Below are 18,682 nucleotides of genomic sequence, written 5' to 3'. Positions count from 1 at the left end.
CCGGCGACAATACGGGTTCGAGCTGTTCCCCGTTCCCGTAATCGAGTGACTGATGAGCGCCTCTTTCGTTTCGCCTGATGTGATCCGCCGCCTGTTCGCACAGGCCATGTCCCGCATGTACCGCACCGAAGTGCCGTTGTACGGCACGCTGGTGGAACTGGTGGAGCGGATCAACGCGCAGGTGCTGGAGCAGGACCCGGCGCTGGCCGCGCAGCTGCAGCGCAACGACGAGCGCGCACGCCTGGATGAAGAGCGCCATGGCGCGATCCGCGTCGGCACCGTGCAGGAACTGGCGACGCTGCGCCGCCTGTTCGCGGTGATGGGCATGTACCCGGTCGGCTACTACGACCTGTCGGTCGCGGGCGTGCCGGTGCATTCCACCGCGTTCCGCCCGCTTACCGGCGCCGCGCTGGCGCAGAACCCGTTCCGCGTGTTCACCTCGCTGCTGCGCCTGGAGCTGATCGAAGACGAAGCGCTGCGTGCCGAATCGGCGAAGATCCTTGCGCGCCGCCGCATCTTCACCGAGGGCGCGCTGGCACTGATCGACCAGGCCGAGCGTGACGGTGGCCTGGCGCAGGCCGATGCCGAGCGCTTCGTCGAGCAAGCACTGGAAACCTTCCGTTGGCACGGCGATGCCACGGTCGACCTGCCGACCTACCATGCGCTGCACAACGCGCATCGGCTGGTGGCCGACGTCGTCAGTTTCCGCGGCCCGCACATCAATCACCTGACCCCGCGCACGCTGGATATCGACGCTGCGCAGGCGGCGATGATCGAACACGGCATGGCGGCCAAGGCGGTGATTGAAGGCCCGCCGCGCCGCGCCTGCCCGATCCTGCTGCGCCAGACCAGCTTCAAGGCGCTGGAAGAGGCAGTGCATTTCCCGGACGCGGAAGGTGGCGATGCCGGCACGCATACCGCGCGCTTCGGCGAGATCGAACAGCGCGGCCTTGCGCTGACCCCGAAGGGCCGCGCGCTGTACGACCAGCTGCTGTCGCAGGCCCGCGATGCCGGTGGCGAAGGCAGCACCGGCGGCGACTACGGCCAGCGCCTGCAGGCGGTGTTCGCCAGCTTCCCGGATGACCATGACACGTTGCGCCAGGAAGGGCTGGGCTATTACCGCTACCAGCTGACCGACGCCGGCCGTGCCGCGCCCGAGCGCGTGGCGGATCTGCCGGCTGAAGTGCTGGTGGCCGCGGGCCTGGCGACGGCCGATCCGATTGTCTATGAGGATTTCCTGCCGGTCAGCGCCGCAGGCATCTTCCAGTCGAACCTGGGCGGTGAAGAACAGCGCGCCTATGCCGCACACGCCAACCGCGAGGCCTTCGAGCAGGCGCTGGGCGTGGCGGTGAATGACGAGTTCGAGATCTACGAGCGGCTGCAGGCGGAATCGCTGGCGGCGCTGCGCGCCTGATCGGCACCGCTTTGGTGCGCGTGGTGGGTGCGGACCAAGGTCCGCACCCACTGGAAGCTGGTAGCGCCGGGCCATGCCCGGCGAACCGAGAATAATCAGCCCTTCATCGTGCCGGTATCCAGCCAGCGCTGGTGCCACGACAGCGCTTCCGGCAGCAGGTGCGGGGTGTGCTTGCCGTAGCTTTCGCGGCTGGCACGGTCGAAGTAATCCTGCAGCTGCGGGCGGAAATCCGGGTGCGCGCAGTTGTCGATCAGCACCTGCGCGCGCTTGCGCGGGGTCAGGCCACGCAGGTCGGCCAGGCCCTGTTCGGTGACGATCACCGACACGTCGTGCTCGGTGTGGTCGACATGGCTGGCCATCGGCACGATCGCCGAGATGGTGCCGTTCTTTGCAGTGGACGGGCTCAGGAACGCCGACAGGAAACCGTTGCGGGCAAAGTCGCCGGAACCGCCGATGCCGTTCATGATCCGCGTGCCCATCACGTGCGTCGAATTGACGTTGCCATAGATGTCCACTTCGATCATGCCGTTCATGCCGATGCAGCCAAGGCGGCGCACCAGTTCCGGATGGTTGGAGATTTCCTGCGTGCGCATGATGATGCGCTCGCGGTAGAAATCGATGTTGTCCTTGAACGTCTCGTTGGCCTGCGGGCTCAGCGCGAAGCCGGTGCACGAGGCATAGCTCAGCACGCCGTCGCGCAGCAGGTCGAGCATGCCGTCCTGGATCACTTCAGTGAACGCGGCCAGGTCGCGGAAACCGCTCTTGGCCAGGCCGGCCAGCACCGCGTTGGGGATGTTGCCCACGCCCGACTGCAGCGGCAGCAGGTTCGGCGGCAGGCGGCCCTTCTTCACCTCGTGCTTGAGGAACTCGATCAGGTGCGAGGCGATCTGTTCGCTGGTTGCATCGATCGGGCTGAACGGGCTGTTGCGGTCCGGGCCGTTGGTGCGCACCACCGCCACGATCTTGTCCGGGTCGCAGCGCAGCGCGGTGTCGCCGATCCGGTCGTTGGCGTTCACCAGCGGAATCGGCTTGCGGTGCGGCGGCAGCGCGGTGCCGTAGTAGATGTCATGCATGCCGTCGACGCCGGCTGGCTGCCATTCGTTGACCTCGACGATCACCTTCTTCGCCAGGTCCAACCAGGTCTTGTTGTTGCCGACCGAGGTGGAGGGCACCAGCGAGCCATCTTCGCGGATGGCCGAGACTTCGATCACCGCAGTATCGATCTCGCCGTAGAAGCCGAACCACACGTGCTGGGCAACGTGGCTGAGGTGGATGTCGATGTAATCCAGCTTGCCCTCGTTGATGCGGTTGCGCGCATCCGGGTCGCTCTGGAACGGCATGCGCATGGCGATGCCATCAGCCTTGGCCAGCGCGCCATCGAGTTCCGGCGCGGTGGAGGCGCCGGTCATCAGGCTGATCTGGAAGGGCTGGCCCTGGGCATGCACCGATTCGATGCGGCGGGCCAGTTCCACGGGAACGGCCTTGGGATACCCGGAGCCGGTAAAGCCGCTCATGGCCACGGTTTCACCGGGCTGGATCAGCGCGGCTGCGGCCTCTGCGGAGACCACGCGGTCACGGAGACGCGCGTTGGCGATGCGATCAACAGACATGACGACACGTGTTGCTGGGGGGAATTCCGATTATCGGCCATCCTCATCCGTACGGGGGGTTCTACCTTCGTGGAATGGCTTTTCACCGGAGGGCTCACCCATACCCGCCGGTTTTGTTTTGCAGTGCAGCGTGCAAAGTGCTTTCGCAGCCCGCACGATGGCCCTGCATCCCGACGTGGGGGAGGGAGCAGAGCCCGCTGGCAGTTCGCTGCAAGCGGGCTTTTTTATTGCCTGCCGCCCAGTATGAATACGCGGCACGCCTTCAGGGTCGGATCCTTTTGCCAAGGGCAAAAGGCTCTGACCCCACCCGCGGCATCAAGCGGCGGCATCTCGGGGGCAGAGCCCTTCGCCGTTGGCAAAGGGATCCGACCCCGCGAGAATCAGGGCATGACCCTCGCCCCCGCCGAACTGTCCGCCGCCCTCCAGCCCGTTGTCGACCGCGCCCTGGCGCGCCTGGCCCAGGTCCTGCCCGAGCCCGTTCCTGCCGAGCTGCTGCCGCTGCTGACCCGGCTGGCGGTGACCAGTGACTTCGCGCTGGACACCCTCGTGCGGCAACCGGCGCTGCTGGCGCAGCTGGCCGCGCCCGGTTGCCCGCCGATCCCGGCGCCGGTGCTCGATCCGCTACAGCCCAGCGACTGGCCGGCGCAGATACGGCGCTGGCGCACCGCCATGTCCACGCGGCTGATCTGGCGCGACCTGGCCGGCCTCGACGACGTGCCGCAGACCCTCGCCGGCGCCACCGCTTTGGCCGAAGACTGCCTGCGGCTGGCACTGGACGCCCTGCAGCAGGAATTCGCCCAACGCCACGGCGTGGTCCGCGATGGCGAAGGCACCCCACAGCAGCTGGTGGTGTTCGGCCTCGGCAAGCTCGGCGGTGGCGAGCTCAACTTCAGTTCCGATGTGGACCTGGTCTACGCCTACCCGCACGGCGGCGAATCCGACGGCGCGCGCGCGCTGGCCGCCGAAGAGTATTTCGCACGCCTCGGCCAGCGCCTGGCCAAGCTGCTGGACGAAACCACGGTCGATGGCTTCAGCCACCGCGTCGACCTGCGCCTGCGCCCGTTCGGCAGCGCCGGCCGCGTCGCGCTGTCGTTCGCAGCGATGGACCAGTATTTCCAGCGCGAAGGCCGCGACTGGGAACGTTATGCCTGGCTGAAGGCGCGCGCGGTGGCCGGCGATATCGAGGCCGGTGAAGCGTGGCTGCAGACCCTGCGCCCGTTCGTGTACCGCCGCTATCTGGATTTCACCGCGCTCGACGGCCTGCGGGAGATGAAGGCAGCAATCACCGCCGAGGTCGCGCGCCGCGAGCTGCACGAGGACATCAAGCGTGGCGCCGGTGGCATCCGCGAAATCGAGTTCCTGTGCCAGGCGCTGCAGCTGATCCGCGGTGGTCGCGAACCGGCACTGCGCGAACGCCGCCTGCTGGTGGCGCTGGACGCGCTGGTCGCCGCCGGGCAGATCGCCCCCGAAGATGGCAGCGCGCTGCGCGAGGCCTACCTGTTCCTGCGCCGGCTGGAAAACCGCCTGCAGATGCTGCGCGATGCGCAGACCCACGTGCTGCCCAGCGATGCGCTGGACCGCGAGCGCATCGCCGTCGGCCTCGGCTATCCGGACTGGGACGTGCTGTGCGCGGCGCTGGCCGTGCAGCAGGCACGGGTCAGTACCGAGTTCGCCGCGCTGCTGGCGCCGTGCAAGGGCCAGGCCGCGCCCGATGCACTGGCCAACTACTGGCGCAGCTTGCCCGACGGCAGCAACGCACCGCTGCTGGCCGAAGCCGGCTTCCTCGATGCCAACGGCGCCGACCAGTCATTGCGTGATTTCGCCCAGGGCACCGGCGTGAAGTCACTGTCCGACGCAGCGCGCGCACGCCTGGACCGTGTGCTGCCGGCGCTGCTGCATGCCGCCACGCGTTCACCGCAGCCGGATGCCGCGCTCAAGCGCGTGCTTGGCCTGCTGCAGGCGGTGCTGCGCCGGACCAGTTATCTCGCGCTGCTGGACGAACAACCGAGTGCATTGGCGCGCCTGGTCGATGTGCTGGCGCGCAGTGCGCTGCTGGCCGAACGCCTGGCGGCGTATCCGCTGCTGTTGGACGAACTGCTGGACGTGCGCGTGTCCGGGCCGATGCCCGATGCCGCCGGCATGCTGGCCGAGTGCCAGCAGGTGCTGGCGGTGGAGGATCCCGAATCCGCGCTGCGCTGGCTCAACGAGACGCGGCTGGCGCTGAGCTTCCGCATGGCGATGGCCACGCTGGACGGGCGCCAGGGGGCGGTGGACAGCACCCGGCAACTGGCCGAGCTGGCGCAGGCGGTGGTGGTCACCGTGCTGGCAATGGCCGAGGCGGACATGCGCGCCGCACACGGAGAGATTCCCGGTGGCCGCTTCGCGATCATCGGCTACGGCAGCCTGGGTGGCCTGGAACTGGGCTTCGGCTCCGATCTGGACCTGGTGTTCCTGCACGACAATCCGGCCGGCGTGGACGCCAGCGACGGCGCGCGTCCGCTGGAGCCGGGGCGCTGGTATGCGCGCCTGGCGCAGAAGGTGATGGCGCTGCTCGGTGCGGTCACTGCTGCGGGCCGCCTGTACGACATCGACGTGCGCCTGCGCCCGGACGGTGGCAAGGGTTCGCTGGTGTCTTCGTTGGCCAGCTACACCGAATACCAGCGCGAACGCGCATGGACCTGGGAACACCAGGCCTTGGTGCGCGCACGCGGCGTGGCCGGTGATGCCAGCCTGCTGGCCGACTTCGAACAGGTGCGTGCGCAGACGCTGGGACGTGAGCGCGATCCGGCCACGCTGTATGCCGATGTGCTGAAGATGCGTGGACGCATGCGCACCGAGCTGGACCGCAGCGATGCCGCGCGGCTGGACCTGAAGCAGGGTGCCGGTGGCGTAGTGGACCTGGAGTTCCTGCTGCAGACCGGCGTGCTGGCGCGCAGTGCGCAGCATGCGGCGCTGCTGCAACCACGCGATACGCCGTCGTTGATCGATGCGCTGGCGGTTGCTGGTTTCCTGCCGGAAGACACCGCAGAGGCGCTGCATGGCGCACATGCCACGTTGCTGGACGTAGGCCTGGCCTGCACGCTGGATCGACGTCCGCGACTGGCACCGACCACGCCCGCGATTGAAGAGGCGTGTGCAGTGATCAGCGCCGCGTGCATTGCAGCGGCGCTGCCGTTCGGGTGATGCGTGGCCGTGCGGGAATGCGCACTTGGTAGGTGCCAACCTTGGTTGGCACAATCCGTCAGCGGTCATGACCCCGGCAACAGCGTGCCAACCAAGGTTGGCACCCACCAAAGCGATGACCCGCTGTTGGCACCGACCGGCGCCATGACCCGGCGATGATCCGCTGTTGGTAGGTGCCGACCGTTGGTCGGCACAATCTGTCAGCGGTGATGAACTCTGATGGAGCGTGCCAACCAAGGTTGGCACCTACCAAGGCATGTGGGGGTCAGCTGGTGGCGCGCAGCGGCGCCATCTTCCACAACAGCGCGCGGAACGGGGCCAGCAGGCAGACGCCGATGGCCAGCTTCACGGCCAGGTCGCCGGCGGCCCAGCTCACCCACGGCAGGGCGGAGCCGGCAAACGCGATCGACCAGAAAATGGTGGTATCCACCGTCGCACTGCAGGTGGTGGCCACCATCGGCGCGCGCCACCAGCTGCCACGGCGCAGGCGGTCGAACACGGTGATGTCCAGCAGCTGCGCCACGATGAACGCCGAGCACGAGGCAATCGCAATGCGCGGCGTGGCCACCCAGATCGACAGCAGTACCGCCACCGCGAAACCGATCCACGCCACGCGGCGCGCCGGGCCCGGGCCGAAGCGGCGGTTGATCAGGTTGCTGACCAGGAACGCGACCGGATAGCTGAAGGCACCCCAGGTCAGCCAATCGTTGATCGGGTACTGCACCAGTACGTTGGACAGCAGCACCACTGCGCCCATCGCCAGCACCGCCAGCACCAGGGCGCGCGGGGTCAGCGGGGCAAATACAGGGGCAGGACGCACGGACATGGCGAGCCAGGGGGACAAAGGGGATCGCCCATTATCCGCCCGGCCCGCGGCAAAGCCAAAACCGGTCGTTCAGCTTTACAGCACCTCGCTCATCACGTCGCCGGCGGCGTAGGCGGTCGGCACATAGGCCAGCGCCTGGCCCTGCGCGCTCTTCACGGTCCAGCCGGCACCGGCTTCGGTGGGGTCGAAATGCACCTGCTGGCCAACGACGAAGCCGGCGACCGGGTCATCGCCTGCAGCCGCCGGCCATTGCAGCGTTGCGGTCTGGTCGGCCTTGCCGGGTACCTGCAGGTGCACCTGGCGATCACCGGCTGGCGTGGTGGCGACCTGCTTCACCTCCATCGGCGGCAGCGGAACCGCCGGTGTGCGTGCGGCGACCTTGCCGTTGCGCTCGCTGGCCTTGAACGGGGCCTTGGACAGTTCGGCCAATCCCATCGACGTGGCCAACGGAATCGACAGCACGATCAGCGACGTGACCAGCACGCTGGTCTGGCCGCTGTTCAACTGTGGCGCGGCGCCGGCATGGACGGTGGGCACCACCAGCGCCGAAAGCAGCAGGGCAGTGGCGGGAACGCGCAGGCAACGGAACATGGAGACCTCCTGGTCAGGGTGGGGACGGCGGCTCAGCGCCGGGTATCGAAGATGTCGCGCGGGCCGGTGGCCTCGGGCAGGTATTCCAGCGGGCGGCCCTGGTTGTCCTTCAGCTGCCAGCCCTGGTCGTTGCCAGTGGGCTCGAAGTTCACGGTCTGGCCCACGGTGAACTGCACGGCCGGATCACCGATGCCGCGCGGGTACTGCATCGACGCGGTGTTCTGCGGCTCGTTGGCATCACGCAGCAGCACTTCGCGGCGGCCGTCGACGGTGGTGGCGATGGCGCTCACCTGCATCTGCGGCAGCTTGATCTGCTGCGGGCGCGCCAGCGGCTGGCCAGCATCGGCGGCATCCTGGGCTTCCTTCGCCGCCGCCGCACGGGCCGAGTTCACCATCTGCGAGGACATCTCCAGGCTCGGCCCCTGCGGACCCGGGTCATGGATGATCACGATGCGGCGCTCTGCATGAGCGGCTGTGGACCAGGCCAGGCTCGCGACGATCAGCATCGGCATCAGGAAGGCAGGCAGGGTGCGCATCTCGTTCTCCTTGCTGGATTCAGGGCGTGGCGGCGGCAGCACCGGCCACCGGCACATGGGGGATCACCAGTTCCTGCTGCAGTTGGCTGTGCTGGTGCAGGAAGTCGAATACCGATTCCACCGTCACCACCGAATAGTTGCCGGAGATGCGTTCGCCGGCCGGATGGTCGGTGGTGGTGGCGTTGGCCACGAACAGGCGCGCACCCACGCGCTTGCCCAGGCCGATATGCAGCACGCTGGGCTGGTACTTCTGCTGGCGCAGCCACTGCTGGGCCTGTTCGCGCTTGACGATGGCCGGCGCGCCTTCGGCCTGCGCCATTGCCGCGGCCAGCACCTCCAGCACCCACTGGTTGGAGTTCTGGTAGTCGGTGGCGAACGGGTAGGCGACCACGTTGTACCTGGTCTCGTGCAGCGCCTTGGGCTGGATCGAGGGCGACACCAGCATCGCCTTCAACGCGGCACGCAGCGGCGCCGCCGGCACGCCGATGCGCAGGTCGGTATGGCCGCCGCTCTCGCCGACGAAGTTGCCCAGCCCTTCGTGGTACAGCTGCGAGCTGTCGGTCTTGCAGCGGTTGAGCAGGTGCATCGCGCGCCAGCGGCCATCGTCCTCGCGCAGCAGGAAGGCCAGGTGGCTGTGTCGCAGGCCGTAGCGGCTCAGATCCTGGCCACCGCGTGCGGCGACCACCACGTCCACATCGGGCAGCGCATCCAGGCGCTCGGCGGTGGTCCAGGCCACGTCCAGCATCGCCGCCTGCGAGGCGACGCTGGGGTAGCGTTCGCGGCACTCGGTGCTGTTGGCCCATGCCGGTGCGGTCGCCAGCAGGCTGGCGATCAGCAGGGCGGCGCGGGGCAGGCGGGAGAAACGATCCATGTCGATACCTTCAACGGCGGGCAGGCCCGCGCGCCGATCATACGCCGCTCAGCGCAGCGGGCGGTCCACGCCCTTGCGCTTGAGTTCCCTGTCGCAGGCATCGCTGATCGGCGCGATCGGCAGCGGCGGGCGCTCGCCAGTCTTCGGATCGCGCAAGGCCGGTTGTTCGCGATACGCGTCCAGCTGCTGCTGGCACTGGTAGGAAATCGGGTCCAGTTCGGTGGGCGCGGTGGAGCAGGCAGCGAGCAGGGTCAGGGGCAGCAGGAGCAGGGTGCGCATGAAGACGTTCAGCGTGATGGGGGAAGCTGGACTCTAACGGTGCGGGCGGATCGAAATGTTCAGAAATCGCTGCGCACCCGGCACCACCGTGATGCCGGGCGCCCAGGATTGCCGGCCAGCGGCCGGCACTACCCCAATGCCAGGCGCTGCTTCACTTCTGCCGCTACCCGAGCGGTCTCGCGCAGCGGCTCGATGCGGTCGTACTGCCAGTCCAGCCAGTGCGCCTGCAACCGCCCGCGCTCGCGCAGCTGCTGCTGGAAGCGCGCCAGCCGACCCTGCGCGGTATCGGCCAGCGCCACCATCACCGGCATGCGCGTGGCGCAGGCTTCAGACAGCAGGTTCACCGAATCGGGCGACACCACCACGCGGTTGGCCCAGCCGAGCAGGCCGCCATAGGGATTGGTGCCGTCGCCGCCGTCGCCCCAGATCACGTGCGGCAGGTCCGCGAAGGTCGCGCGCAGGATCTCGGCCAAGGCGGGCGGCGTGCGTCGCGAGGTGGTGGCCAGCAGGCTGCCGCCCTCGCTGTGGATCTGGTCGGCCAGCGCGCGGAACACACCGACCATCGACGTTTCATCCCACGGCGCCAGCGGCGTCGGTCCACCCACCAGCAGCGCGGTGCGCGGGCCGGGCAGGGTGCTGAAGCCGGCGAACGCGGCGCGGCCCCAGGCCAGCCAGTCATCGTCCACCGGGTTGAGGCTGCCGAGCAGAGTCAGCACGTTGCTGCCGCGCAGGGCGTCGTGTTCGGGCACCACCACCACATCCCAATGGCGAGCGTTGATGCGCGGGTCGAGGATCTGCACCACCTGGCTGCCACGGGCACGCAGCACGCGCAGGGCACCCGCAGCCTGGCGGCCACAACCGATCGCCAGCGCCGGGGCATCGGCAGCCAGCGTCGCGAAGGCCTCGCCGTAGCCATTCACATCGCCGGGTAGGCGACGCGGCGACAGCCAGCGCCAGGGCGCGCGGGGCTGCAGGACCAGCGGCCGATGGGTGCCCTGGCGCAGCGCCGAGGCCAGCGCAACCGCCTGGCGGACATTGCCTGCGCGGCCGTCCGTGACCGTCCAGGGCGCGCTCGATCGTTTCACCATTGGCATTAATTCGTTTCAGCCCTGCTGGGTGTTGCAACAGTCGCGACACTCTACACTGCGGCTCGTCGATTCGCCCCGCGCCGCCCGCGGGCACTGACTTCCCTTCGCCGCCCTGGAGATCCACCGATGTCCCACGCGCTCGACGCTGCTGCCCTCGATCAGCTGTTCCGTACTGCCCGTACCCAGAACGCCTTCCTCGACAAGCCGGTTCCTGAGAGCCTGTTGAAGGAACTGTACGACCTGGTGAAGTGGGGCCCGACCGCCGCCAACACCACGCCGGCCCGCTTCGTCTTCGTCACCTCGAAGGACGCCAAGGACAAGCTGGCCCCGGCCCTGTCCGAAGGCAACCTGGCCAAGACCATGGCCGCCCCGGTCACCGTCATCATCGGCTTCGACCTGGACTTCCACGAGAAGCTGCCTTACCTGTTCCCGCACACCGATGCCAAGGCCTGGTTCGACGGCCCGCAGGAAGGCCGCCACGAAGCCGCCATCCGCAACGGCAGCCTGCAGGGCGCCTACCTGATCCTGGCCGCACGCGCGCTGGGCCTGGATGCCGGCCCGATGTCGGGCTTCGACCCGGCCAAGGTGGACGAAGCCTTCTTCGCCGGCACCTCCATCAAGTCGAATTTCCTGGTCAACCTGGGTTACGGTGACTCGGCGGGCCTGTTCCCGCGTCTGCCGCGCCTGTCGTTCGACGAAGCGGCGCGCATCGCGTAAGTCGTTGTATCGGTTTCGGGCCCGCCGTCCCGCGGCGGGCTCTTGCTGCACCGTGTACCCACCCTACGATCCGGAGAGTTCCTGAGATGAGCGCCACCCGTAAACTGCTGCTGCCGCTGGCCCTGACCCTGGCCATCGCCGCCTGCTCCAAGCCGGCCGACACCGCTGCCCCGGCCGCCGATGCCGCCGCCCCGGCCACCACCGAGCAGGCCGCCACCCCGGCTGCCGATGCCGCCGCCGCTGCGCCGGCCGCCGAAGCGATCAAGATCGCCTCGGGCACCTACAAGCTGGACCCGACCCACACCGACGTGCTGGCCCAGTGGAGCCACTTCGGCTTCTCCAACCCGAGCGCGCACTTCGGCAACGTCGAAGGCACCCTGGTGTACAACGCCGAAGACGTGACCAAGTCCACCGTGGAAGTGAAGCTGCCGCTGAGCGGCCTGAACAGCTTCACCGCCAAGTTCGACGAGCACCTGAAGAGCGCCGACTTCTTCGACGCCGCCAAGTTCGCCGATGCCACCTTCAAGAGCACCAAGGTGGAAGCGGCCGGCACCAACAAGCTGACCGTCACCGGCGACCTGACCATCAAGGGCATCACCAAGCCGGTCACCCTGGACGTCACCGTCAACGGCGGCGGCGAGCACCCGATGGCCAAGGTTCCGGCGGCCGGCTTCGATGCCACCACCACCCTGAAGCGCAGCGATTTCGGCGTCGGCGCCTACGCCCCGAACGTCAGCGATGAAGTGAAGATCCGCATCACCACCGAAGCCACCGGCGAAAAGCCGGCGGCTTGATGCATCCAACTCACTCGTCGTGAGAAGGCAGAAGGCCCGCTGAAAAGCGGGCCTTCTTTTTGGGGGCTGGGGAACACGCGTTGGTAGATGCCAACCTTGGTTGGCGCACGAACACTCCGCAGGCCAACCAAGGTTGAGCACTACCGGGTATGCGCGCTCAGCGCAGCGCGCCCAACCATGCCACGCACGTTTCGCTCGGGCTCTGCTTGGCCTTCACCGTCATCCCGCTCACGCGCACGAAGGTCTGCGCTGCCTGCGCCACTACCTGGCGTGCGATCAACGCCGCCTGCTTGGTCGCGGCCTGCTGCTTGCGCAGCTGCACGATGTGCACCGACGGCCGGCCCACCGGCGCGTACTTCTGGTCGCGGCGCAGTACATCGGCCACCTGCGCCACTTCGAACTCGGCCTGCAGGTAGCGGTGCTGTGCTTCCACCAGTTCGCGCAGCGGCGTGCGCAGGGCAACGGTGTCGGCGAAGGCGGCCAGCGCCGCATCGCAGGCGGCGTCATCGGTGAAGCGGGTACGCAGCGCATCCACGCTGGCCAGGGTCAGTTTGGCCATGTGGGCCTCGTTGCTGCAGGAAAGGAGCGCGATTGTCGCATTGCTTGGCGGCTGATGCGTTGAACCGGGCGGCGGAATACCTGTAGAGCCGAGCCCACGCTCGGCTCATCGCGCGTAGCGCGAGGGTGGATCGAAAAGCAGCCGAGCGTGGGCTCAGCTCTACATGGTCAAGGGCGTGCGGACCAACGGTCCGCACCCACCAAGCAGGGTCCGCACCCACCGGTTGCCCGGTCAATCGCCGTCGGTTTCGTCCGGGTGCGCCTTCCAGTAGCCGGTCGAGCGGATCCAGTCGCGCGGTACGCCCAGGTGGCCTTCGATGAACTTGCGCATCATCCGCGCGCGACGCGATTCGGTGGCGATCCAGTAGAAGACATCACCTTCCGGCGCCTCGAAGTCGGTCAGCATGTCTTCCAGCAGGGTGCTGGTCGCCGCCGGGAAGCCGTTGCGCTCCAGCCAGTGGATGCGCACGTTCTCGTACTGCGGCAGGTCCTGGCGTTCGGCCTCATCGCTCACTTCGATGAAGGCCTGCACCTCGGCACCGTCCGGCAGCACGTCCAGCCAGCGGGCGATGGCCGGCAGCGCAGTTTCATCGCCGATCAGTACATAGGCGTCGTAGCTGTCGGCCACCACGAACGAGCCGCGTGGGCCGCCGATCACCAGCACGTCGCCGGCCTGCGCCTGCTCGGCCCACGGCCCGGCCACGCCCTGGTCGTGCAGCACGAAGTCGATGGCCAGCTCGCCGGCTTCGTGGTCCCACCAGCGTGGGGTGTAGTCGCGCGACGGCGAAGGCTCCTTGCCGGCCGGGTAGCTGCGGCCTTCGGCGGTCAGCACCGGCAGCACCATCTCGCCCGCAGCGTTGGGGAAGAACAGCTTGATGTGGTCGTCGGCGCCGGGCGAATCGAAGCCGGCCAGCGCGTCGCCACCCAGCACGATGCGGCGCATGTGCGGGGTGACCTCTTCAGTGCGCAGCACGGTCAATTCACGGAAGCGCACATCCAGGCGCAGGCGCGTGTTGTTATGTTCGGTCATGGGGTTACCTGTAAAGGTGTCGCGCGGGGGCGCGCGGCGTAGGGGAGACCTGGCTGGATTCAGTCTGGCTGGGTCGTTGAAAGCGGTGATGCCTCGCTACCGGCGGTACCGTTGAGCAGGGCAGACGCCCGCGTCAGCAGCGCCGCCACTTCGTCCGCCTCGCCCTCGGCCCAGCGGCCGTGGTGGTGCACCAGCGCCCGCTTGAACTCGCGCAGGGCGCAGGCCAGCGGCGGCGGCAGCGAGGCCTTGGTGATCTCGCGGGCACGGTCGAAGGCACGCCGCTGCGCCAGGCGCACCTGGGTGCGCTGCACCTTCAGCTCGAACTCGCCGGCGGCGGTGATGCGGAAGATCCGCTTGCCGTCCACTTCCTCGGCCTCGATCCAGCCGGCCTGCTCGAAGCTGGTCAGCAGCGGGTACATGGTGCCGGCGCTGGGCGTATAGGCCTGCATGAACTGGTTGCTGATCAGCTGCATCAGCTCGTAGCCATGGCGCGGCTGCTCGCCGATCAGGGCCAGCACCAGCAGGCGCAGGTCGCCGCGGCTCAGCACGCGTGGCTGGCCGTTGCGGCGGGGCACCGCCGAATCGATGGAGCGGGCTCTGGGAGAGGGGCTTCGGCTCATTTCGATATATCGGTAAACGAGTATGCAAACGATATATCGATATGTCGAAAGCGACAACACCCGATCCGGCCACAAGCAGGTGCAATTTGGGCCACGGCCAGCCCCACCCACAGCAAAAGGGGCGCCCCTTGCGAGGCGCCCCGGCGATGCTGTGGAAGGGAGCAGGGCCACCGGGCCCATCACTCACGGGCCACCTTGGGCCCACGGCCAGCGGCAATCCAGAGGCAGGTGCGACACGTTGTCGCCGGTTCAGTGGCGAAGCCCGGACGGCGCCCACCGTGGCCCCGGCGCTGCCCTGCAACCGTCATCGGCAGCGGTAACACTGCGTCCTGCACATGGGCGCAGCGGCCCGCAAGCGACAGCCCGCGCAGCTGCCAAGGCCCGCCGCAGGGCCGTCAAGGGCGCTTGCAAGCCCCTTGCGGACACTGGCCGGTTGCATCCATACGCCTGCGTAGCCAAGTGACGAAAGCCCTTGGTGCGCTACACTTTGCGGTCTAGAAATCTATACAACAGTCGCGCGCGTGCGTGCGGTTATGGGAGCGCTAATGAACTGGTTGAACGAGGTGCTGAACAACGACCCGAATCCTGTGGAAACCCAGGAGTGGATCGAGTCGTTGAAGGCCGTTATTGATGTCGAGGGCTCCGAGCGCGCGCATCAGCTGCTGGAAGGCATGGTGGAACTGACCCGTCGTTCGGGCGCCTACCTGCCGTTCTCTCCCACCACCGAGTACGTCAACACCATCGAACCGCAGTTCGAGGCCAAGAGCCCGGGCAACGCCGAGCTGGAATGGCGCATCCGTTCGATCATCCGCTGGAACGCGATGGCCACCGTGGTGCGCGCCAACCGCAAGCCGGGTGACCTGGGCGGCCACATCGCCTCGTTCGCCTCCGGCGCCACCCTGTACGACGTGGGCTTCAACCACTTCTGGCGCGCCCCGAGCGAGAACCACCCGGGCGACCTGCTGTTCATCCAGGGCCACAGCGCCCCGGGCATCTACGCGCGTTCCTTCCTGGAAGGCCGCATCAGCGAAGAGCAGCTGGACAAGTTCCGCATGGAAGTGGACGGCGGTGGCCTGTCCTCGTACCCGCACCCGTGGCTGATGCCGGAATACTGGCAGACCCCGACCGTGTCGATGGGCCTGGGCCCGCTGGCCGCCATCTACCAGGCGCAGTTCATGCGCTACCTGGAAAACCGTGGCCTGATCGAGAAGTCCGACCGCAAGGTGTGGTGCTTCATCGGCGACGGCGAGAGCGACGAGCCGGAAACCCTGGGTGCCATCGCCCTGGCCGGCCGTGAAGGCCTGGACAACCTGATCTTCGTGGTGAACTGCAACCTGCAGCGCCTGGACGGCCCGGTGCGCGGCAACGGCAAGATCATCCAGGAACTGGAAGGCGTGTTCCGTGGCGGCGGCTGGAACGTGATCAAGCTGCTGTGGGGCGGTTACTGGGATGCCCTGCTGGCCAAGGACACCAACGGCGTCCTGAAGAAGCTGATGATGGAAACCGTCGACGGCGAATACCAGAACTGCAAGGCCTTCGGCGGCGCGTATACCCGCGAGCATTTCTTCGGCAAGTACCCGGAAACCGCTGCGATGGTGGCCGGCCTGAGCGACGACGACATCTGGCGCCTGAACCGTGGTGGCCACGACCCGCACAAGGTGTACGCCGCCTACCACCAGGCCGTGAACACCAAGGGCATGCCGACCGTCATCCTGGCCAAGACCGTGAAGGGTTACGGCATGGGCAGCGCCGGTGAGGCACTGAACCCGACCCACCAGACCAAGAAGCTGGACGACGAAGCGGTGCGCCACTTCCGCGACCGCTTCAACATTCCGGTGACCGACGCGCAGCTGGCCGACGGCCAGGTGCCGTTCTACCACCCGGGCCCGGATTCGCCGGAAGTGCAGTACCTGCAGGAACGCCGTGCCGCACTGGGCGGTTACCTGCCGCAGCGCCGCCGCAAGGCCGACAAGACCTTTGTGGCGCCGAAGCTGGAAGCGTACGAACGCCTGCTGAAGAGCAGCGGCGAGCGCAGCTACTCCACCACCATGGCCTTCGTGCAGAGCCTGAACATCACCCTGCGTGACAAGGAACTGGGCCCGCACATCGTGCCGATCGTGGCCGACGAAGCCCGCACCTTCGGTATGGAAGGCCTGTTCCGCCAGATCGGCATCTACGCGCCGTTCGGCCAGAAGTACAAGCCGGTCGACGCCGACCAGCTGATGTTCTACCGCGAAGACCAGAGCGGCCAGGTGCTGCAGCAGGGCATCAGCGAGCCGGGTGCGATCAGCTCGTGGATGGCCGCCGGTACCAGCTACTCGGTCAGCAACGTGCCGATGCTGCCGTTCTACATCTACTACTCGATGTTCGGCTTCCAGCGCGTGGGCGACATCGCCTGGCAGGCCGCCGACATGCGTACCCGCGGCTTCCTGCTGGGTGGTACCGCCGGCCGCACCACGCTGAACGGTGAAGGCCTGCAGCACGAAGATGGCTTCAGCCATCTGGTGGCCGGTGGCATCCCGAACGTGCGCAGCTACGACCCGACCTTCGGCTTTGAAGTGACGGTGATCCTGCAGCACGGCACCAAGCGCATGATGGAAGACCAGGTGGACGAGTACTACTACGTCACCCTGATGAACGAGAACTACACCCACCCGGAAATGCCGGAAGGCGCGGCCGAAGGCATCGTCAAGGGCATGTACCTGCTGACCGACGCCGGCAAGCCGAAGAAGGGCGAGCTGCGCGTGCAGCTGCTGGGCTCGGGCACCATCCTGCGCGAAGCCATTGCTGCCGCCGAGCTGCTGGACAAGGACTTCGGCGTGACCGCCGATATCTGGAGCTGCCCGAGCTTCAACGAACTGCGTCGCGATGGTTTCGACGTGGAACGTGCCAACCGCCTGCATCCGGAAGGTGAGCAGCGCAAGGCCTACGTGACCGAGCTGCTGGAAGGCCGCCAGGGCCCGGCGATTGCCGCCACCGACTATGTGCGTGCGTATGCGGACCAGATCCGTGCGTTCGTGCCGATGTCGTACACGGTGCTGGGTACGGATGGGTTTGGCCGTTCGGATACGCGTGCGAACCTGCGCCGGTTCTTCGAGGTTGACCGGTACTACATCGCGCATGCCGCGATTGCGGCGCTGGCGAAGGAAGGGAAGATGACCGCGAAGGATGTGGCCCGGGCGATCAAGCAGTACAAGATTGATCCGGAGAAGGCTAATCCTGTTGGGGTTTGATTTCGATCAGTACGCGTGATGAATAGGGCGGCCTAAGTGCCGCCCTATTCCATTTGAGAGAACTTATATATGCTGAGAAAACTGACAGCTACGCGTCTAGCTACCTCTGCCTCAGCGCAACCGAGAGATGTGGGATGGCTCGAAATGCCTATCAAATCGCCGCCTGTTTACGAGATGATGAAACAATCAGATCTGAGCAACCAGTTGAAATTGCTGAGAGTCTCGGTGATGTAGTCAGTATTTTCTGTGGCGCTGGTGGACTCGATTTGGGCTTCGAGCAGAGCGGTTTCACCGTGCCGTGCGCTTACGATATTCGAACGGCAAGCATTGACTCATACAACGCTAATCGAACGGGTGTACATAGAGGACACGTAGCGGATGTGCGAGGTCTGACGGTCGAGAGGGTTCGCGCAGACTCGGCGAAGGCCAGTTTTGCTCCGATCGGTTTGATTGGTGGCCCGCCATGTCAAAGCTTTAGTGGTGCGAACACGGCTGATAAGGTTGACGATCCACGTCACTCGCTCCCGGAGCAGTACGCGAGATTAGTGCAGGAGCTAAATGCGGATTCGCCGCTACATTTCTTCGCATTCGAGAACGTAGTCGGCCTAGTTGGGCCAAAGCACGCCCACGTGTTCGAGAAGCTAAAGAAAGATCTTGAGGTTGACTTCAATCTGAGCGAAGCGATTTTAGATGCCCACGATTTTGGACTCCCACAGCGTCGGAGGCGAGTCATTGTCGTCGGATTTAATAAGTCGATTTATGGAGAGCTGCGGTGGATACCACCCCAGGCAACGGGTGGTAGAGCCACTGTGAGAGACGCCATTGGTGAGCTACCCGAGCCAGTTCACTTTGAGCGAGGCCTGTCAGAGAATGCAATTCCATTTCACCCCAACCATTGGTGCATGAAGCCGAAGTCGGCAAAGTTCAGTAATGGGCTGATGAGTGTAGGGAGCAAGAACAGACGGTGTTTCAAGGTTCTAAGTTGGCATGAGCCGAGCCCGACGGTTGCTTATGGCAATAGAGAGGTCCATGTACACCCTGATCAACATCGAAGACTCAGTGTTCTCGAAGCTATGAGGCTGCAGGGGTTTCCTGATCGATTCGTGTTAAAGGGAACTCTGTCCGCTCAGATCACTCAAGTCAGTGAAGCGGTACCCCCTCCGTTGGCCGAGGTTATCGCAAGCTCAATTAAGGAGCAGCTCAAGCTTAGCTAGGTCAATTGAGTGTCACTATCTCCGAATTAACTCGCAATGTGGTTAGAATTAAACATGGTCGTTGGCGTTCAGTGAAATGCCGCGCGTCTCGGGTGAAAGTCCGCCAATGGAGTGGGAT

General features: G+C 66.4%; 16 protein-coding genes. 6 read left to right on the top strand and 10 right to left on the bottom strand.

Going from position 1 to position 18,682, the window contains the following annotated elements:
- Positions 1-52: 52 nt before the first annotated feature.
- Entirely contained in the window at positions 53-1,414 is a 1,362-nt protein-coding gene (gene hglS / locus RI032_RS07070) for a 2-oxoadipate dioxygenase/decarboxylase HglS (RefSeq protein WP_010484201.1), read from the top strand.
- A 95-nt stretch (positions 1,415-1,509) separates the two neighbouring features.
- On the opposite strand, the gene scpC is transcribed toward hglS, so the two are convergent.
- Entirely contained in the window at positions 1,510-3,024 is a 1,515-nt protein-coding gene (scpC, locus tag RI032_RS07065; RefSeq protein WP_057503897.1) for a succinyl-CoA:acetate CoA-transferase ScpC, read from the bottom strand.
- A gap of 387 nt (positions 3,025-3,411) precedes the next feature.
- Here scpC and glnE point away from each other — a divergent pair, with 387 nt between their 5' ends.
- Positions 3,412-6,207 carry a bifunctional [glutamate--ammonia ligase]-adenylyl-L-tyrosine phosphorylase/[glutamate--ammonia-ligase] adenylyltransferase gene (gene glnE, locus RI032_RS07060; protein ID WP_322548054.1) on the top strand — a complete coding sequence of 932 codons (2,796 nt, stop codon included), beginning with the start codon at positions 3,412-3,414 and terminating at the stop codon, positions 6,205-6,207.
- 265 nt (positions 6,208-6,472) lie between these two features.
- Here the strand turns inward: glnE and RI032_RS07055 are convergent, their stop codons facing one another.
- The 6 genes from RI032_RS07055 to RI032_RS07030 all read right to left on the bottom strand — a co-directional run bounded on the left by RI032_RS07055 (position 6,473) and on the right by RI032_RS07030 (position 10,398).
- Positions 6,473-7,033 carry a queuosine precursor transporter gene (locus RI032_RS07055; RefSeq protein WP_010484198.1) on the bottom strand — a complete coding sequence of 187 codons (561 nt, stop codon included), beginning with the start codon at positions 7,031-7,033 and terminating at the stop codon, positions 6,473-6,475.
- A gap of 75 nt (positions 7,034-7,108) precedes the next feature.
- Complete coding sequence (locus RI032_RS07050; protein WP_053442433.1) at positions 7,109-7,624, bottom strand: hypothetical protein; 516 nt, start codon at positions 7,622-7,624, stop codon at positions 7,109-7,111.
- 32 nt (positions 7,625-7,656) lie between these two features.
- Positions 7,657-8,160: a hypothetical protein gene (locus RI032_RS07045; protein ID WP_313208595.1), complete on the bottom strand. Its 504-nt coding sequence runs from the start codon at positions 8,158-8,160 to the stop codon at positions 7,657-7,659.
- A 19-nt stretch (positions 8,161-8,179) separates the two neighbouring features.
- On the bottom strand, positions 8,180-9,031 hold the full coding sequence (locus tag RI032_RS07040) for a DUF2145 domain-containing protein (protein WP_010484195.1): 852 nt from the start codon (positions 9,029-9,031) through the stop codon (positions 8,180-8,182).
- 48 nt (positions 9,032-9,079) lie between these two features.
- A complete protein-coding gene (locus tag RI032_RS07035; RefSeq protein WP_010484194.1) occupies positions 9,080-9,310 on the bottom strand; it encodes a hypothetical protein in 231 nt (76 codons plus the stop codon).
- Positions 9,311-9,438: 128 nt separating this feature from the next.
- A complete protein-coding gene (locus RI032_RS07030; RefSeq protein ID WP_010484193.1) occupies positions 9,439-10,398 on the bottom strand; it encodes a mitochondrial fission ELM1 family protein in 960 nt (319 codons plus the stop codon).
- A 126-nt stretch (positions 10,399-10,524) separates the two neighbouring features.
- Between RI032_RS07030 and RI032_RS07025 the strand changes: the two genes are divergently transcribed.
- Complete coding sequence (locus tag RI032_RS07025; protein ID WP_049412235.1) at positions 10,525-11,115, top strand: malonic semialdehyde reductase; 591 nt, start codon at positions 10,525-10,527, stop codon at positions 11,113-11,115.
- Positions 11,116-11,201: 86 nt separating this feature from the next.
- On the top strand, positions 11,202-11,909 hold the full coding sequence (locus RI032_RS07020; RefSeq protein ID WP_005407837.1) for a YceI family protein: 708 nt from the start codon (positions 11,202-11,204) through the stop codon (positions 11,907-11,909).
- Between the two features lie 157 nt (positions 11,910-12,066).
- Here RI032_RS07020 and RI032_RS07015 read toward each other — a convergent pair whose 3' ends face one another.
- From RI032_RS07015 to RI032_RS07005, 3 genes are all read right to left on the bottom strand, one after another.
- Positions 12,067-12,468, bottom strand: a complete 402-nt coding sequence (locus tag RI032_RS07015) for a hypothetical protein (protein WP_053442437.1) — start codon at positions 12,466-12,468, stop codon at positions 12,067-12,069.
- 231 nt (positions 12,469-12,699) lie between these two features.
- Positions 12,700-13,497, bottom strand: coding sequence for a siderophore-interacting protein (locus tag RI032_RS07010; protein WP_322548053.1), 798 nt, complete (start codon positions 13,495-13,497; stop codon positions 12,700-12,702).
- A 59-nt stretch (positions 13,498-13,556) separates the two neighbouring features.
- Entirely contained in the window at positions 13,557-14,117 is a 561-nt protein-coding gene (locus tag RI032_RS07005; protein WP_257471906.1) for a PadR family transcriptional regulator, read from the bottom strand.
- 545 nt (positions 14,118-14,662) lie between these two features.
- Between RI032_RS07005 and aceE the strand changes: the two genes are divergently transcribed.
- Together aceE and RI032_RS20650 are read left to right on the top strand one after the other, a co-directional pair.
- Positions 14,663-17,350 (top strand): pyruvate dehydrogenase (acetyl-transferring), homodimeric type, encoded by a 2,688-nt coding sequence (gene aceE, locus RI032_RS07000; protein ID WP_111173219.1) that lies wholly within the window; start codon positions 14,663-14,665, stop codon positions 17,348-17,350.
- Positions 17,351-17,484: 134 nt separating this feature from the next.
- On the top strand, positions 17,485-18,564 hold the full coding sequence (locus tag RI032_RS20650; protein WP_425603839.1) for a DNA cytosine methyltransferase: 1,080 nt from the start codon (positions 17,485-17,487) through the stop codon (positions 18,562-18,564).
- The last annotated feature ends 118 nt before the right edge of the window (positions 18,565-18,682 follow it).

Origin of the sequence: Stenotrophomonas geniculata, assembly GCF_034508895.1 — a bacterium.
In the GTDB taxonomy this organism is placed as follows: Bacteria; Pseudomonadota; Gammaproteobacteria; order Xanthomonadales; family Xanthomonadaceae; genus Stenotrophomonas; species Stenotrophomonas geniculata.
Note: the sequence above shows the minus strand (reverse complement) of the source record. Positions and strands in the feature narration are given on the sequence as shown.

Excerpts from the sequence above, each read along its gene's own strand:
- hglS (WP_010484201.1), top strand. The coding sequence starts at position 53 with ATGAGCGCCTCTTTCGTTTCGCCTGATGTGATCCGCCGCCTGTTCGCA.
- scpC (WP_057503897.1), bottom strand. The coding sequence starts at position 3,024 with ATGTCTGTTGATCGCATCGCCAACGCGCGTCTCCGTGACCGCGTGGTC.
- glnE (WP_322548054.1), top strand. The coding sequence starts at position 3,412 with ATGACCCTCGCCCCCGCCGAACTGTCCGCCGCCCTCCAGCCCGTTGTC.
- RI032_RS07055 (WP_010484198.1), bottom strand. The coding sequence starts at position 7,033 with ATGTCCGTGCGTCCTGCCCCTGTATTTGCCCCGCTGACCCCGCGCGCC.
- RI032_RS07050 (WP_053442433.1), bottom strand. The coding sequence starts at position 7,624 with ATGTTCCGTTGCCTGCGCGTTCCCGCCACTGCCCTGCTGCTTTCGGCG.
- RI032_RS07045 (WP_313208595.1), bottom strand. The coding sequence starts at position 8,160 with ATGCGCACCCTGCCTGCCTTCCTGATGCCGATGCTGATCGTCGCGAGC.
- RI032_RS07040 (WP_010484195.1), bottom strand. The coding sequence starts at position 9,031 with ATGGATCGTTTCTCCCGCCTGCCCCGCGCCGCCCTGCTGATCGCCAGC.
- RI032_RS07035 (WP_010484194.1), bottom strand. The coding sequence starts at position 9,310 with ATGCGCACCCTGCTCCTGCTGCCCCTGACCCTGCTCGCTGCCTGCTCC.
- RI032_RS07030 (WP_010484193.1), bottom strand. The coding sequence starts at position 10,398 with ATGGTGAAACGATCGAGCGCGCCCTGGACGGTCACGGACGGCCGCGCA.
- RI032_RS07025 (WP_049412235.1), top strand. The coding sequence starts at position 10,525 with ATGTCCCACGCGCTCGACGCTGCTGCCCTCGATCAGCTGTTCCGTACT.
- RI032_RS07020 (WP_005407837.1), top strand. The coding sequence starts at position 11,202 with ATGAGCGCCACCCGTAAACTGCTGCTGCCGCTGGCCCTGACCCTGGCC.
- RI032_RS07015 (WP_053442437.1), bottom strand. The coding sequence starts at position 12,468 with ATGGCCAAACTGACCCTGGCCAGCGTGGATGCGCTGCGTACCCGCTTC.
- RI032_RS07010 (WP_322548053.1), bottom strand. The coding sequence starts at position 13,497 with ATGACCGAACATAACAACACGCGCCTGCGCCTGGATGTGCGCTTCCGT.
- RI032_RS07005 (WP_257471906.1), bottom strand. The coding sequence starts at position 14,117 with ATGAGCCGAAGCCCCTCTCCCAGAGCCCGCTCCATCGATTCGGCGGTG.
- aceE (WP_111173219.1), top strand. The coding sequence starts at position 14,663 with ATGAACTGGTTGAACGAGGTGCTGAACAACGACCCGAATCCTGTGGAA.
- RI032_RS20650 (WP_425603839.1), top strand. The coding sequence starts at position 17,485 with ATGGCTCGAAATGCCTATCAAATCGCCGCCTGTTTACGAGATGATGAA.